The organism is Microvirga sp. 2MCAF35 (genome assembly GCF_052115545.1).
Taxonomy (GTDB): domain Bacteria; phylum Pseudomonadota; class Alphaproteobacteria; order Rhizobiales; family Beijerinckiaceae; genus Microvirga.
On record NZ_JBFRGW010000001.1, the window covers coordinates 189,505 to 203,692 of the forward strand.

General features: G+C 64.8%; 13 protein-coding genes. 1 reads left to right on the forward strand and 12 read right to left on the reverse strand.

The window, feature by feature from the left end; translation table 11 throughout:
- Nucleotides 1-214 precede the first annotated feature (214 nt).
- The 9 genes from AB4097_RS00865 to AB4097_RS00905 all read right to left on the reverse strand — a co-directional run bounded on the left by AB4097_RS00865 (nucleotide 215) and on the right by AB4097_RS00905 (nucleotide 9,429).
- Nucleotides 215-727 carry a 2'-5' RNA ligase family protein gene (locus tag AB4097_RS00865; protein ID WP_442036299.1) on the reverse strand — a complete coding sequence of 171 codons (513 nt, stop codon included), beginning with the start codon at nucleotides 725-727 and terminating at the stop codon, nucleotides 215-217.
- Between the two features lie 38 nt (nucleotides 728-765).
- Nucleotides 766-1,167 carry a F0F1 ATP synthase subunit epsilon gene (locus AB4097_RS00870; protein ID WP_442036301.1) on the reverse strand — a complete coding sequence of 134 codons (402 nt, stop codon included), beginning with the start codon at nucleotides 1,165-1,167 and terminating at the stop codon, nucleotides 766-768.
- A 116-nt stretch (nucleotides 1,168-1,283) separates the two neighbouring features.
- The gene (gene atpD, locus AB4097_RS00875) at nucleotides 1,284-2,738 is read right to left on the reverse strand and encodes a F0F1 ATP synthase subunit beta (protein ID WP_442036303.1); all 1,455 of its coding nucleotides are present in this window, start codon (nucleotides 2,736-2,738) and stop codon (nucleotides 1,284-1,286) included.
- A gap of 21 nt (nucleotides 2,739-2,759) precedes the next feature.
- On the reverse strand, nucleotides 2,760-3,635 hold the full coding sequence (locus AB4097_RS00880; protein ID WP_442036305.1) for a F0F1 ATP synthase subunit gamma: 876 nt from the start codon (nucleotides 3,633-3,635) through the stop codon (nucleotides 2,760-2,762).
- 55 nt (nucleotides 3,636-3,690) lie between these two features.
- A complete protein-coding gene (gene atpA / locus AB4097_RS00885) occupies nucleotides 3,691-5,220 on the reverse strand; it encodes a F0F1 ATP synthase subunit alpha (protein WP_442036307.1) in 1,530 nt (509 codons plus the stop codon).
- Nucleotides 5,220-5,792, reverse strand: a complete 573-nt coding sequence (locus AB4097_RS00890; RefSeq protein ID WP_442036309.1) for a F0F1 ATP synthase subunit delta — start codon at nucleotides 5,790-5,792, stop codon at nucleotides 5,220-5,222. The genes atpA and AB4097_RS00890 overlap by 1 nt, the downstream gene beginning before the upstream one ends.
- A 301-nt stretch (nucleotides 5,793-6,093) precedes the next feature.
- Nucleotides 6,094-6,654 (reverse strand): histidine phosphatase family protein, encoded by a 561-nt coding sequence (locus AB4097_RS00895; RefSeq protein WP_442036311.1) that lies wholly within the window; start codon nucleotides 6,652-6,654, stop codon nucleotides 6,094-6,096.
- A gap of 58 nt (nucleotides 6,655-6,712) precedes the next feature.
- Nucleotides 6,713-7,255, reverse strand: coding sequence for a hypothetical protein (locus AB4097_RS00900; RefSeq protein WP_442036313.1), 543 nt, complete (start codon nucleotides 7,253-7,255; stop codon nucleotides 6,713-6,715).
- A gap of 11 nt (nucleotides 7,256-7,266) precedes the next feature.
- Nucleotides 7,267-9,429: a primosomal protein N' gene (locus AB4097_RS00905; protein WP_442036315.1), complete on the reverse strand. Its 2,163-nt coding sequence runs from the start codon at nucleotides 9,427-9,429 to the stop codon at nucleotides 7,267-7,269.
- Nucleotides 9,430-9,475: 46 nt separating this feature from the next.
- Here AB4097_RS00905 and AB4097_RS00910 point away from each other — a divergent pair, with 46 nt between their 5' ends.
- Nucleotides 9,476-10,462 carry a tyrosine recombinase XerC gene (locus tag AB4097_RS00910; RefSeq protein WP_442036317.1) on the forward strand — a complete coding sequence of 329 codons (987 nt, stop codon included), beginning with the start codon at nucleotides 9,476-9,478 and terminating at the stop codon, nucleotides 10,460-10,462.
- 231 nt (nucleotides 10,463-10,693) lie between these two features.
- On the opposite strand, the gene AB4097_RS00915 is transcribed toward AB4097_RS00910, so the two are convergent.
- The 3 genes from AB4097_RS00915 to odhB form a co-directional block, all read right to left on the reverse strand.
- A complete protein-coding gene (locus tag AB4097_RS00915) occupies nucleotides 10,694-11,317 on the reverse strand; it encodes a thymidine kinase (RefSeq protein WP_114943432.1) in 624 nt (207 codons plus the stop codon).
- Between the two features lie 9 nt (nucleotides 11,318-11,326).
- On the reverse strand, nucleotides 11,327-12,727 hold the full coding sequence (gene lpdA, locus AB4097_RS00920) for a dihydrolipoyl dehydrogenase (protein WP_442036320.1): 1,401 nt from the start codon (nucleotides 12,725-12,727) through the stop codon (nucleotides 11,327-11,329).
- Between the two features lie 183 nt (nucleotides 12,728-12,910).
- Entirely contained in the window at nucleotides 12,911-14,152 is a 1,242-nt protein-coding gene (gene odhB, locus AB4097_RS00925; RefSeq protein WP_442036322.1) for a 2-oxoglutarate dehydrogenase complex dihydrolipoyllysine-residue succinyltransferase, read from the reverse strand.
- Between the last annotated feature and the right edge of the window lie 36 nt (nucleotides 14,153-14,188).

The window sequence follows — 14,188 nt, forward strand, 5'->3', positions numbered from 1 at the left end:
GGAGCTGCAGCGGAGGGGAAGGGAATCGATAGCGCCGCGCGTGATCGTGGATCCCCTTCCCGCACTGCGTGCGCCGGGGATGACACCCACCACGTCATCACCGTCCCCGGACTTGATCCGGGGATCAGTTCCGGTGATCCCGCTTGCATGGAACGCCGAGCCTCACCGTATCGGGATGGCCGGCACAAGGCCGGCCATGACGTGGAATGTCATATCACGCGGAAAAGCCAAAGCTCCGCACCTTCTCCCACGGCCCGCCGCGATACCACCACAGCTCCAGCCCGACGGCCTCTGCCTGAAACGGCTGGAAGCTGTCGCTCAGTTCCTCCAGAAGAGCCCGCGCGGCGGATGGATGGACCTTGTTCTGCACCGTCACATGCGGCTGGTGGTTTTGCCGATCCTGCGGTTTGAGCCAGTCGTTCCAATGCAGGGCTAGGTCGCGACGCAGCTGCGCCAGCTCGGTGGATGCAAGCGCGTAGGCGACGCCGCGGCCTAAGGGGCGCAGACCCGTGACGTCGAGCGTGAAAGGTCGGTAGGGCGATGAGATGGCTTCGATGTCCTGCTCGATCTGCGGCAGGTGCTCGCCCGGAAGAGCGTGGAACAGCGTCAGGTGAGCCGGGATGAGATTGCGGTCAGGGGGAAAGTAGCGTCGTCTTTGCGTATCGAAGAAGGCGAAGGAGCGCTCGTCGAACTGGAGCGTGAGGATGAGCGGTGCGGCGGTGTCCATCAAAGAAAAGCCCGGCTCGGGGCCGGGTTGTTTCAGACTTAGAAGTTCAGCGCCGCCTTGGCTTCGCGCAGCTGCGCGATGGCCGCTTCGGCTGCTTGCCTCGTGGCCGGTTCGTTGGTGGCATCGTAATGCATTTCAGCGGTCAGGATTTCCTGATCGAGGATGTCCTGGGTCAGCTCTTCCTCCGGGAGCGCGCGCTCGGCCAGAACCGTGAGTCCGTTCTGGTTGATGTCGGCGAAGCCGCCACGGATGAGAACCCGCCGTCCATTGCCGGGCGTGCTGGTGACGACGAGAAACCCGGTCTTCAGGGTCGTCATCACGGGCGAATGGCCGGCCAGAACCGTCATGTCGCCTTCGGTCGCGGGCAGCACCACGGCGTCGACCTCGCCAGAGAACAGCACGCGCTCGGGAGAGACGAGTTCGAAAGTGAAGGTAGCCATCTGAGCTCCTCGTCATCCCGCAGTCGGTGAACGGTCGGGAATCGTTTGGGAGATACGTTTAAACAAGAACATCCCGGAGCGTGCGGGCACGGCTCCGGGATGACGATTGGTGGCGATTAAGCCGCTTCTGCAGCGAGACGCTGGGCCTTCTCGACGGCTTCGTCGATGGTGCCGACCATGTAGAAGGCAGCCTCGGGAAGGTGGTCGTACTGGCCTTCGACCAGCCCCTTGAAGCCCTTGATGGTTTCTTCAAGCGACACGAGCTTGCCGGGCGAGCCGGTGAACACTTCGGCCACGTGGAAGGGCTGGCTGAGGAAGCGCTCGATCTTGCGGGCGCGGGCGACGGTGAGCTTGTCCTCTTCGGACAGCTCGTCCATGCCCAGGATCGCGATGATGTCCTGGAGCGCCTTGTAGCGCTGCAGCACCTGCTGGACCTGACGGGCGACGTTGTAGTGCTCCTCGCCCACGATGGCGGCCGAGAGCATGCGCGAGGTCGAGTCGAGCGGGTCCACCGCCGGGTAGATGCCCTTCTCGGCGATCGAACGCGACAGCACGGTCGTGGCGTCGAGGTGGGCGAAGGAGGTCGCCGGGGCCGGGTCGGTCAGGTCGTCGGCGGGCACGTAGATGGCCTGCACCGAGGTGATCGAGCCCTTGGTGGTGGTGGTGATGCGCTCCTGCAGGGCGCCCATGTCGGTGGACAGGGTCGGCTGATAGCCCACGGCCGAAGGAATACGGCCGAGAAGCGCCGACACCTCGGAGCCTGCCTGGGTGAAGCGGAAGATGTTGTCCACGAAGAACAGCACGTCCTGACCCTGGTCGCGGAAGTTCTCGGCGACGGTCAGACCGGTGAGCGCGACGCGGGCGCGGGCGCCCGGGGGCTCGTTCATCTGGCCGTACACGAGGGCGCACTTGGAACCGGCGGCCGAGCCGTTCTCACGGGGATCCACGTTCACCTTCGACTCGATCATCTCGTGATAGAGGTCGTTGCCCTCGCGGGTACGCTCGCCGACGCCGGCGAACACGGAGTAGCCGCCGTGCGCCTTCGCGACGTTGTTGATGAGCTCCATGATCAGCACGGTCTTGCCGACGCCGGCGCCGCCGAAGAGGCCGATCTTGCCGCCCTTGGCGTAAGGAGCGAGGAGGTCGACGACCTTGATGCCCGTCACGAGAATCTGGCCCTCGGTGGACTGCTCGGCATAGGACGGTGCGGGCTGGTGGATGGCGCGGATGCCTTCACCGACGATCGGGCCGGCTTCGTCCACCGGCTCGCCGATGACGTTCATGATGCGGCCGAGGGTGGCGGTGCCGACGGGCACGGAGATCGGCGCGCCGGTGTCGGTGACTTCCTGGCCGCGGACGAGACCTTCGGAGGTGTCCATGGCGATGCAGCGCACGGTGCTCTCGCCGAGCTGCTGCGAGACTTCGAGCACGAGGCGGTTGCCGCCGTTCGTGGTCTCGAGAGCGTTCAGGATCTCCGGCAGGTGGCCTTCGAACTGCACGTCGACGACGGCGCCGATGACCTGGGTGATGCGGCCGGTCGCCTTGCCGGCAGTAGTAGCGGTTTTAGCCATGTGAGGCTCCTCTCGGATTCGTCAGAGCGCCTCGGCGCCCGAAATGATTTCGATCAGTTCCTTGGTGATCATCGCCTGACGCGACCGGTTGTAGGTCATCGTCTGCTTCTTGATCATCTCGCCCGCGTTGCGGGTCGCATTGTCCATGGCGCTCATGCGGGCGCCCTGTTCGGAAGCGGCGTTCTCGAGCAGCGCCCGGAAGATCTGCACGGTGAGGTTCCGCGGCAGGAGCGTTGTCAGGATCTCGCCTTCGTCGGGCTCGTATTCATAGACAGCATCGGTGGAGCCACCGGCGCTGGTCTCGATCTGGGCAGGGATGATCTGCTGCGCAGTCGGGATCTGGGTGATCACCGAGCGGAAGCGCGAGTAGAACAGCGTCGCCACGTCGAACTCGCCGGCGTCGAAGCGGGCGAGCACCTTCTGGGCGATCATGTCGCCCTGCTCGAAGCCGATCTGGTGCACGGAGCGAAGGTCGACGAGCTCGATGATCTGCTCGGCGAACTGGCGACGCAGGATGTCGTAGCCCTTCTTGCCGACGCAGATGATCTTGACTGTCTTGCCTTCGGCGAGCAACCGGTTGGCGTGCTCACGGGCGAGGCGGGCGATCGACGAGTTGAAGGCACCGCAGAGACCACGCTCCGCGGTGCAGACGATGAGCAGATGAACACGGTCGGAGCCGGTGCCGGCCAGGAGACGCGGCGTTTCCGGCCCGACGGTGATGCCGGACGCGATGTTGCCGAGCACGACCGCCATGCGCTCCGCATAGGGGCGCGCGGCTTCCGCCGCTGTCTGCGCGCGGCGCAGCTTCGCGGCGGCCACCATCTGCATGGCCTTGGTGATCTTCTGCGTCGCCTTGACCGAGGCGATGCGGTTACGAAGGTCTTTCAAGCTCGGCATCGAGCAGCCCTACCTCTCCGGTATCCCGGTTCGATCTTTAAGAGAACCCAAGCTTTTACGAGAAAGACTTGGCGTAGTTCTGGACGATGTCCTTGAGCTTCGCTTCCGAGTCGCTCGACAGGTCCTTCGAAGTGCGGATGGCCTCGAGGATGTCGGCGTGCTTGCCGCGCAGGAGCGAGAGCAGGCCGTCTTCGAACGCGCGCACCCGGTTGAGCGGCAGGTTGTCGAGGTAGCCGTTCACGCCGGCATAGATCACGGCGACCTGCTCTTCCATCTTCAGCGGCGAGAACTGCGGCTGCTTCAGGAGCTCGGTCAGGCGCGAGCCGCGGTTCAGCAGGCGCTGCGTGGTGGCGTCGAGGTCGGAGCCGAACTGGGCGAAGGCCGCCATTTCGCGGTACTGGGCCAGTTCGCCCTTGATCTTGCCCGCGACCTTCTTCATCGCCTTCGTCTGGGCCGAGGAGCCCACGCGCGACACCGAGAGGCCGACGTTCACGGCCGGGCGGATGCCCTGGTAGAACAAGTCCGTCTCTAGGAAGATCTGACCGTCGGTGATCGAGATCACGTTGGTCGGGATGTAGGCCGACACGTCGTTGGCCTGCGTCTCGATGACCGGCAGAGCGGTGAGCGAGCCCGCGCCCTGGCTGTCGTTGAGCTTCGCGGCGCGCTCGAGCAGGCGGGAGTGCAGGTAGAACACGTCGCCCGGATAGGCCTCGCGGCCCGGCGGACGGCGGAGCAGCAGCGACATCTGGCGGTAGGCGACGGCCTGCTTGGACAGGTCGTCGTACACGATCACGGCATGCATGCCGTTGTCGCGGAAGAACTCGCCCATGGCGCAGCCGGCGAAGGGAGCCAGGTACTGCATCGGGGCCGGATCGGACGCGGTCGCGGCGACGATGATGGAGTATTCCAGCGCGCCGTTCTCTTCCAGCACCTTCACGAACTGTGCAACCGTGGAGCGCTTCTGGCCGATGGCAACATAGACACAGTAAAGCTTCTGCGACTCGTCGTTGCCCTGGTTGAGCGGCTTCTGGTTGAGGATCGTGTCAAGGGCGATCGCAGTCTTGCCGGTCTGGCGGTCGCCGATGATCAGCTCGCGCTGGCCGCGGCCGACCGGGATCAGGGCGTCGATGGCCTTGAGGCCCGTCGCCATCGGCTCATGCACGGACTTGCGCGGAATGATGCCGGGGGCCTTCACGTCCACGCGACGGCGCTCGGTGGCCTGGATCGGCCCCTTGCCGTCGATGGGATTGCCGAGCGCGTCGACCACGCGACCGAGCAGGCCCTTGCCGACCGGCACGTCCACGATGGCGCCGGTGCGCTTCACAGTCTGGCCTTCGGCGATCTCGCGGTCGGAGCCGAATACCACGACGCCGACATTGTCGGTCTCGAGGTTGAGGGCCATGCCGCGCACGCCACTCTCGAATTCGACCAGCTCGCCGGCCTGAACCTTGTCGAGGCCGTAGCAACGGGCAATGCCGTCACCGACGGACAGAACCTGTCCGACTTCGGTGACTTCAGCCTCGGTACCGAAGTTCTTGATCTGCTCTTTGAGGATCGCGGAGATCTCAGCGGCTCGAATGTCCATCAGCGGACCTCTTTCATCGCTAGACGAATGGAATTGAGTTTGGTGCGCACCGAGGCATCCACCATGCGGGACCCCATCTTCACGATGAGACCGCCGATGAGGCTCGGGTCGATTTTGACGTCGACGGAGACGTCAGCCTTGGCGACGTCGCGCAGCGCCGCCTTGATTTCGTTGAGAACGGTATCGGACGGCGCCTCCGCCAGGATGACCTGCGCCCGGACGATGCCCTTCGCGTCGGACGCCAGGTTCTGGAAGGCCCGGATCATGTCGGGAAGCGCGAAGAGCCGGCGCTTGGATGCGACGAGGCGGATGAAATTGCCCGCGAGGCCCGAAATGCCGGCCTTGTCGAGGATGGCGCCGATCGCGCCCGACTGCTCTTCAGCCGTGAAGACGGGGTTCTGGATCAGGCGCTGCAGGTCGTCGCTGCCGCGGATCATCTGGCCGAAGCGATCAAGATCGCCGGCAACGGCATCCACGGAATTCGCTTCCCGGGCGAGTTCGAACAGCGCCGAAGCATAGCGCAATGCTACGCCCGACAGGAGGGGTCCTTCTTGGGAACCGCTTTGCGCCACGTAACCGTCTCTCTCGTGTCTTAACGGGCCTCGGACCGGGACGGCCTGCGAAAGAGGCGCTCGGGAAACCCGTCAGGTGTGGAAATGAGCCCGGGGCGGAAGCCTTATCCACCTGCCGGGCGAGGGTGCACTAGCATGGGTTTTTCCGAGGCGCAAGGCGAGCTAGGCCCTGTCTTGCCTGGAAAAAACCGGGTTTCCGATCAAGGTAAAGGTCGAGAGCCGCCTCCCGTTGGGTAAAAGCGACCTCCCTGCCCTCAAGGCATTTTGGACGGCGGAGCGGAACCGTTCCGCCGGAAAGGCCCTAAAGCTCCAGGGCGGCGACCTCGCAATTGGCGAGGAACCGGCCGGTGAGCCTGCTGAAGAAGGTGCCGTGGCCCACCACGGCGATCATCGTCTCCGGCCGTTGCGCGAGCCAGCCCCGGAACCGTTCCACCCGCTCCTCGAACACATGGGCCGGCTCGGTGACGAAGCCCCTCTCGTTGATCTCTCCCTCGTTGTGCCACCAGACCTCGTCCAGATGCCCGAAGGATAGGTGTGGGAACTCCCGCGACAGATCGGAGACGGCGCTGCCGACATCGCAGCTGCTCTCAAGATGCTCGCGGTGGAGGCATTCCACCAGGATCGTCGGCCGGGCCGGATGATCGCCGAACAGGCCCAGGGTGGTCTGGATGGCCCGGGTCAGCGGCGAGGTCACGATAAGTTCATAAGGGTTGGAGCGCAGTTCGGGCGCTCGCTCGGCCACCTGACTCAGGCCGAGCTCGGTCAGGCGCGCATCGAAATGCCCGGGATCCTCGCCATGTTCGGCGTAATGGGCGTTGAAGGTCGATTGGCCGTGGCGGATGCAGTGGACGATCTTGGTCATGTTAGGGACTGATCACAATACTAAGTTAAGCTTAGGTTGATGATTACGGATCTTAGACTTATGTAGCTGCCGAACTTACATTGGCTAATCGGTCCAAGATCCGAGCAAGTGCGCGAACCTTCTTTTGCACCAGATAGCCATGACTAGTCTCAACACGTACACGCGTCATATTCTTGCGGAGATTTAGCAGAGTTCCTCTTTCGCTGAAGAAGCTTGCACTCTGTCGACTCTCTAACCTGTATGGCATTTCTCCTTCCGGAATGCGGATTCCTCCCGCTGTTAAAACTCCTCTTCTTCTGTCGCTGAAAAATCCCGACATGAACGCGATTTCATCAACATAGATAGGAAAAGGACTTAGATTGATTACCTCAACCTTGAGGCGCGCATTTTGTGCGAGCTCCAGATTGTCAAACTCGCTGAGTTCGACAGATTCCAGATTTTTAGATAAAAATCCGCTACGAACATCAAAAGCCAATTTTATTCCAATTTTGATTTTGCACCTTTTATCAAAGTAAAAAATCTTCAAGGTGTTTAGCGTTCCCAATAATAAACCAGCTATTGCGACGCCGAGCGTAACAGAATCTTTTAAAGCTTCATCCATTACCTACCTCTTCACAAAAAGCTCTGGGGATCCACGTCGATGGACACGCGGGTGTTGCCGCGGATCTTCGGGCAGCGGGCCATCCAGCCCCTCAGGTAGGCCTGGAGATCCACCTCCCGCTCGGTCTTCACCAGGAGCCGGAAGCGATAGCGGCCGCGGATCAGGGCCAGCGGCGCCTCGGCCGGGCCGAGCACCGTCACGCCGGGCGGCGGTTCCGCCACGAGGGCCATGGCGCGGGCATGGGCTTCCGCCGCCTCCCGCTCCTCCGCTGAGACGATGAGGGAGGCAAGGCGTCCGAAGGGAGGCAGTCCCGCCATCTCGCGGACGCGGGTCTCTTCCTCGTAGAACCGCTCGGCATCGCCGGAGATGAGAGCCGCGATCACCGGATGATCGGGCTGCCATGTCTGGACCAGGGCCCGGCCCGGCTTCTCGCCGCGCCCGGCCCGGCCCGTGACCTGCTGGAGCATCTGGAAGGTGCGTTCGGCGGCGCGGGGATCTCCGGAGGTGAGGCCGATATCGGCATCGAGCACGCCGACCAGGGTCATGAGAGGGAAATTGTGCCCCTTGGCCACGAGCTGGGTGCCGATGACGATGTCGAACTCGCCCGCCGCGATGGCCGCCAGCTCCGCCCGCAGCCGCTCCGTGCCGCCGGGGAAGTCGCTGGAGAGCACGATGCAGCGTTTGTCCGGGAACAGCTCGGTGGCCTCCTCGGCGATTCGCTCCACGCCGGGCCCACAGGGTACCAGCGAATCGACGCTGCCGCATTCCACGCAGGCGTGAGGGGTCCGTTCCACATGACCGCAATGGTGGCAGACCAGGGACCGCCGGAAGCGGTGCTCGACCAGCCAGGACGAGCAGTTGGGGCATTCGTAGCGATGGGCGCAGGCCCGGCAGAGAGTGAGCGGCGCATAGCCCCGTCGGTTGAGGAAGAGCAGCGCCTGCTCGCCGCGGGCGACCGTGTCCTCCACGGCCGCCACGAGGGTCGGCGAGAGCCACCGGCCCTTCGGGATGGCTTCCTTGCGCAAATCCACGGCCCGGATCTGCGGCATGGAGCGCCCGCCGAATCGCTCCGGCAACTTCACGTGGCGGTAGCGCCCGCGCTCCACGTTGACCCGGCTCTCGATGGAAGGCGTCGCGGAGGCCAGCACCACCGGCGCATTCTCGATCTTGCCGCGCACCACGGCCATGTCGCGGGCATGGTAGTGGACACCGTCATCCTGCTTGTAGGCGGTCTCGTGCTCCTCATCGACGATGACGAGGCCGAGATCCGCATAAGGCAGGAACAGGGCCGAGCGGGCTCCGGCCACCACCTTCACCTCGTTCGCCGCGATGGCCGCATAGAGCCGCTCCCGCTTCCGGCCCGTGACGCCGGAATGCCAGGTCGCCGGCTTCACGCCGAATCGGGCGGCGAAGCGGTCGAGGAACTGGGCGGTCAGCGCAATTTCCGGCATGAGGATCAGCGCCTGCCGGCCTTTCCGCACGGCCTCGGCCACGGCCTCGAAATAGACCTCCGTCTTGCCCGAACCCGTGACGCCTTCGAGCAGGATCACGGGGGCATGCTCCTCGCCCATGGCGGCGACGAGTTCATCGGCCGCCTCGCGCTGGCCGTCGGAGAGCGCGGTGTGGCCGAAGGCGGGATCGGGCATCTCGGCGACCGGCTCCGCCAGGAGCGCCACGGTTTCCAGGACACCCTCGTCGATGAGGCCGTTGACCACGCCGGCGCTGACCCCGGCCGCGTTGGCCAGTTCGCTTTTGAGCCGCACGGCTCCGTCCTGGGCGACCTCCATGACCTTCTGCCGCGCGGGCGTCATGCGCTTCGGCAGAGCCCCCGCCAGCTTCACGCCGACACGGACGACCTCCTGCCGGTCCGGATCCGGGATCTTGAGCCCCATGGCGAGGGCCGAGCCCTTGGGCGCCAGGGTGTACCAGGCGATCCAGTCCAGGAACTTCCGCATTCTCGGCGACAGGTTCGGCGCCTCGATCACGCCGGTCACCTTCTTGAGGTTTCCCCCCTGCCCGTCCCGCATCCCCCAGACGACCCCCGCCACCTCGCGGTTGGCGAGCGGCACCTGCACGACATCGCCCTCCTCGACGGCGAGGCCATCCGGCACGGCATAGGAATAGGCCGTGTCCAGCGCCAGCGGGATGAGGACATCGGCAATGCGGCTTGTCATCGATAAGGAGTTAACCTGTGACTGTTAGGGTTCTGCCCTTGCATAAATGGGACTCATGTCAAGCAGCGCCACACAAAATGTTCTCGATCTGGTCCTGCCCGGCGCGGATGATACCCGCCGCGAGGCGATGGCCTGGCTGTCTTCGCTTGCCAAGGAGCGGCGGCTCTCGGCGAAGACCGTCGAAGCCTATGGGCGGGATTTGCGCCAGTTCCTGGCCTTTCTCACGAACCACCTCGGCGAGCCGCCGACGGTGAAGGGCATCCTTGGCCTGAAGCCGATGGACATCCGGTCGTTCCTAGCGGCCCGGCGGATGGATTCGGTCGGGAGCCGCTCGCTCATGCGCCAGCTTGCGGCCCTGCGCTCCTTCGCCCGCCATCTGGAGCGGGAGGGCCACGGCACGGCCTCGGCTTTTGCGGCGATTCGCACCCCGAAGGTGGACAAGAACCTGCCGCGCCCACTCTCCGCCTCCTCGGCGGTCGCGGTGACGAACGCGGAGACACGGGCGTCCGAGGACCGCAAGCCCTGGATCCTGGCCCGCGACGCCGCCGTGCTCTCGCTGCTCTACGGGGCGGGCCTGCGCATCTCCGAGGCGCTCGGCCTGCAGCGACGCGATGCCCCCGTGAACGGCGTCGATACGATCACGGTGACCGGCAAGGGGGCTAAGATGCGCAGCGTGCCGGTGATTCCGCCGATCCAGCGCGCCGTGGAAGAGTATCTGCAGCTCTGCCCCTATGCGGTTCCGCCGGAAGGCCCGCTCTTCGTCGGCGCGCGGGGTGGTCCGCTCTCGCCGCGCATCATCCAGCTTGCCGTCGAGGAGCTGCGCGGAGCGCTCGGCCTGCCGGACAGCGCCACGCCCCATGCCCTGCGCCATTCCTTCGCAACGCATCTTCTCGCCAGGGGCGGCGACCTGCGCGGCATCCAGGAACTTCTCGGCCACGCCTCGCTCTCGACGACGCAGCTCTACACGAAGGTGGATGCGGCGAGATTGATGGACGCCTTCAACGCGGCGCATCCGAGGGCGCGGGTGAAGTAACGTCCCTCGACGTCATCACCGGCTTTGTGACGGTAATCTCGATGGGAAAAGCGCCACCTGTGTCATTCCCGGCCGGAGATGGCGAAGCCATCGGAGGGGAAGGGAATCCATAGCGGCTCACTTGATCATGGATCCCTTCCCGGCCTTTCAGCCGCCGGGGATGACAGAGCGGCGTGCTCGTCCAACCAAGATGGCCGGAACAAACCCGGCCATGACGAAAAGAGTCGTGAGCTACTCCGCCGCGATCGGATGCGCGAGCAGCTGGCGCGCGGCGGGGCCGATGTCGCCTTGGGTCCAGTGCGGGCGGCAGACGGACACGTAGCGGCCTTCGCCGCCGATCTCCACCACCTCGCCCGAGCGCACGGCCTCGCCGTTGCGGTCGTATTTCAGGATCATCGTGGCCTTGCGGCCGCAATGGCAGAGCTGCTTGATTTCCTGGAAATCCTCGGCCAGCGCCATGATCGTCGCAATGGCGTCGCTGAACAGCGTGCCGTACACGTTGTTCTTCAGCCCGTAGGCCATGACGGGAATTTTGAGTTCGTCGACGATCCAGGCGAGCTGACGGACCTGATCGGCCGTCATGAACTGCACCTCGTCGATCAGAACGACCGTCACCTTCTTCCTGGCGTGCTCCGCCGCGACGATGGCCGCGATATCCTCGTCCTTGCGCAGCGGAATCGCATCGGCCTCAAGGCCGATGCGCGACTTCACCTTGCCGACACCGAAACGGTCGTCGATCAAGCTCGTGAACAGCAGCACATGGCCGCCGTTCTCGATGTAGTTGTAACGAACCTGCAGGAGATGGGTCGTCTTGCCTGCGTTCATCACCGAATGGATGAAGTGAAGCTTTGCCATGAATCCATATTACATATGGATGGCGCGCTTCTCCACCGCCAAAGCGGCTTCCTTCACAGCTTCCGCAAGCGTCGGATGCGCGTGGCAGGTGCGGGCCATGTCCTCGGACGAACCGCCGAACTCCATGGTGATCGCCGCCTCGTGGATGAGGTTGCCGGCTTCCGGGCCGATGATGTGGACGCCGAGCACCTTGTCGGTGGTCGCGTCGGCCAGGATCTTCACGAAGCCGTCCGTGGTGCGGTTGACCTTGGCGCGGCCGTTGGCCGTGAAGGGGAACTTGCCGACATTGTAGGCGACGCCCGCGGCCTTCAACTCCTCCTCGGTCTTGCCGATGGAGGCGACCTCGGGGAACGTGTAGACCACGCTCGGGATCACGTCGTAGTTCACGTGGCCCGCCTTGCCGGCAATGATCTCGGCTACGGCAACACCCTCGTCCTCGGCCTTGTGGGCGAGCATGGGGCCGGCGATCACGTCGCCGATGGCGTAGATGCCGGTGACATTGGTGGAGAAATGCGCGTCCGTCTGGATGCGGCCGCGGCTGTCGAGCTGGACGCCCACGCGGTCGAGGCCGAGGCCCTGCGTATAGGGAACGCGGCCGATGGCGACGAGCACCACGTCGGCCTCGATGGTCTCAGCCGCGCCGCCGGCAGCCGGCTCGAAGGTGAGCTTTGCACCCTTGCCCGTATTCTCCACCTTGGTGACCTTGGAGCCGAGCTTGAACTGGAAGCCCTGCTTGCTGAGGATTCGCTGGAAGTTCTTGGCGACCTCGCCGTCCATGCCGGGCAGGATGCGGTCGAGATATTCCACCACCGTCACCTCGGAGCCGAGGCGGCGCCATACGGAGCCGAGCTCCAGACCGATCACGCCGGCGCCGATCACCACGAGGCGCTTCGGCACGCTCTCGAGTTCGAGCGCGCCCGTGGACGAGACCACGATCTTTTCGTCGATCTCGATGCCCGGCAGGCGCGTCACGTCGGAGCCGGTGGCGATGATGATGTTCTTCGTCTCGAGCACCTGGTTCGAGCCGTCCTCGCCCGTCACCTCGACCTGGCCGGGAGCCGCGATGCGCGCGGTGCCGATGAACGCCTCGATCTTGTTCTTCTTGAGCAGGAACTCGACGCCCTTGGTGTTGCCGTCGACGCCCTCCTGCTTGAAGGCCTGCATGGTCTTCAGATCGAGCGTCGGCGCGGACACGCCGATGCCGAGGCCGGCGAAATGATCGCGCGCTTCCTCGAACATGTGCGAGGCGTGCAGGAGCGCCTTGGACGGAATGCAGCCCACGTTGAGGCAGGTGCCGCCATGGGTCTTGCGCTTCTCGACGACGGCGGTCTTCAGGCCGAGCTGCGCGGCCCGGATGGCGGCCACGTAGCCGCCGGGGCCGGTGCCGATGACGATAACATCGTAGGACATTGGATTGCTCAACGTTTCTTGAGGAACAGAATGCACTCGCGCACCAGAAAGAAAGCGAGAGAAGCAAACGCCACGAGGAGTAGTATGAAAACGATAAGGCCAGCTGCCATGGCGTCCTCGCCTCCCGCAGCATGAGCAGGGAAGCTCAATAAAAGCAGCGAAGCGAGGGCACTTACTGGCATCTTAGAGATCGAGAACCAGACGGGCCGGATCTTCCAGCGCGTCCTTGACCCGCACGAGGAAGGTCACGGCTTCCTTGCCGTCGACGATCCGGTGATCGTAGGAGAGCGCGAGATACATCATCGGGCGCACCACGACCTGACCGTTGCGGACCACGGGACGCTCCTCGATGCGGTGCATGCCGAGAATGCCCGATTGCGGCGCGTTGAGGATCGGCGTCGACATGAGCGAGCCATAGATGCCGCCGTTGGTGATCGTGAAGGTGCCGCCCTGCATCTCGTCGATGGAGAGCTTGCCGTCACGGGCGCGGCGGCCGAAATCGGCGATCTTCTTCTCGATGCCGGCGACCGAGAGGTCGTCCGCGTCGCGCACCACGGGAACCACGAGGCCCTTCTCGGTGCCGACCGCGATGCCGATGTGGTAGTAGTTCTTGTAGACGAGATCCTGGCCGTCGATCTCGGCATTCACCGCCGGGACGTCCTTGAGCGCCTGGATCACCGCCTTGGTGAAGAAGCCCATGAAACCGAGCTTGGTGCCGTGCTTCTTCTCGAACACGTCCTTGTACTGGCTGCGCAGGTTCATGACCGCGCTCATGTCCACGTCGTTGAACGTGGTGAGCATGGCGGCGGTATTCTGCGCGTCCTTCAGGCGGCGCGCGATGGTCTGACGAAGCTTCGTCATCTTCACGCGCTCTTCACGCTCGGCATCGACCGGAGCCGAGGGAGCGCGGACCTGAACGGGAGCCGCAGGCGCGGCAGCCGTGGCGCCGCCCGTGGCGATGGCGGCGAGCATGTCGCCCTTGGTCACGCGGCCGTCCTTGCCGGAGCCGGCGACGCCCGCCGGGCTCACGCCGCTCTCAGCCGCCAGGCGGGCGACCGCCGGGCCGTGGTCCTTGGCAGCGCCGGGAGCCGCCGTGGGGGCAGGAGCGGGAGCAGCGGCTACGGGTGCCGGAGCAGCCGCCTTGGGCGCTTCGGCCTTCGGTGCGGCGGCGGGAGCAGCCGCTGCGCCGCCTTCGACGATGGAGCCGAGCACCGCGCCGGGGCTCACCGTCTCACCGTCCTTGGCCACGATGTCGCCGAGCGTGCCGCTCGCGGGAGCGTTGACCTCGAGCGTCACCTTGTCGGTCTCGAGCTCGAGCACGGGCTCGTCGGCCTTCACGGGATCGCCGGGCTTCTTGAACCAGCGGCCGATGGTGGCCTCTGACACGGATTCGCCAAGGGTGGGTACGCGGATTTCGGTTGCCATGGTCGTCTTTGGGTCTTGCGGGGCTTGAGGTTAAGC

What these genes read in the sequence shown, in the direction of transcription:
- AB4097_RS00865 (WP_442036299.1), bottom strand. Translation starts at nt 727, where the DNA reads ATGGACACCGCCGCACCGCTCATCCTCACGCTCCAGTTCGACGAGCGC.
- AB4097_RS00870 (WP_442036301.1), bottom strand. Translation starts at nt 1,167, where the DNA reads ATGGCTACCTTCACTTTCGAACTCGTCTCTCCCGAGCGCGTGCTGTTC.
- atpD (WP_442036303.1), bottom strand. Translation starts at nt 2,738, where the DNA reads ATGGCTAAAACCGCTACTACTGCCGGCAAGGCGACCGGCCGCATCACC.
- AB4097_RS00880 (WP_442036305.1), bottom strand. Translation starts at nt 3,635, where the DNA reads ATGCCGAGCTTGAAAGACCTTCGTAACCGCATCGCCTCGGTCAAGGCG.
- atpA (WP_442036307.1), bottom strand. Translation starts at nt 5,220, where the DNA reads ATGGACATTCGAGCCGCTGAGATCTCCGCGATCCTCAAAGAGCAGATC.
- AB4097_RS00895 (WP_442036311.1), bottom strand. Translation starts at nt 6,654, where the DNA reads ATGACCAAGATCGTCCACTGCATCCGCCACGGCCAATCGACCTTCAAC.
- AB4097_RS00900 (WP_442036313.1), bottom strand. Translation starts at nt 7,255, where the DNA reads ATGGATGAAGCTTTAAAAGATTCTGTTACGCTCGGCGTCGCAATAGCT.
- AB4097_RS00905 (WP_442036315.1), bottom strand. Translation starts at nt 9,429, where the DNA reads ATGACAAGCCGCATTGCCGATGTCCTCATCCCGCTGGCGCTGGACACG.
- AB4097_RS00910 (WP_442036317.1), top strand. Translation starts at nt 9,476, where the DNA reads ATGGGACTCATGTCAAGCAGCGCCACACAAAATGTTCTCGATCTGGTC.
- AB4097_RS00915 (WP_114943432.1), bottom strand. Translation starts at nt 11,317, where the DNA reads ATGGCAAAGCTTCACTTCATCCATTCGGTGATGAACGCAGGCAAGACG.
- lpdA (WP_442036320.1), bottom strand. Translation starts at nt 12,727, where the DNA reads ATGTCCTACGATGTTATCGTCATCGGCACCGGCCCCGGCGGCTACGTG.
- odhB (WP_442036322.1), bottom strand. Translation starts at nt 14,152, where the DNA reads ATGGCAACCGAAATCCGCGTACCCACCCTTGGCGAATCCGTGTCAGAG.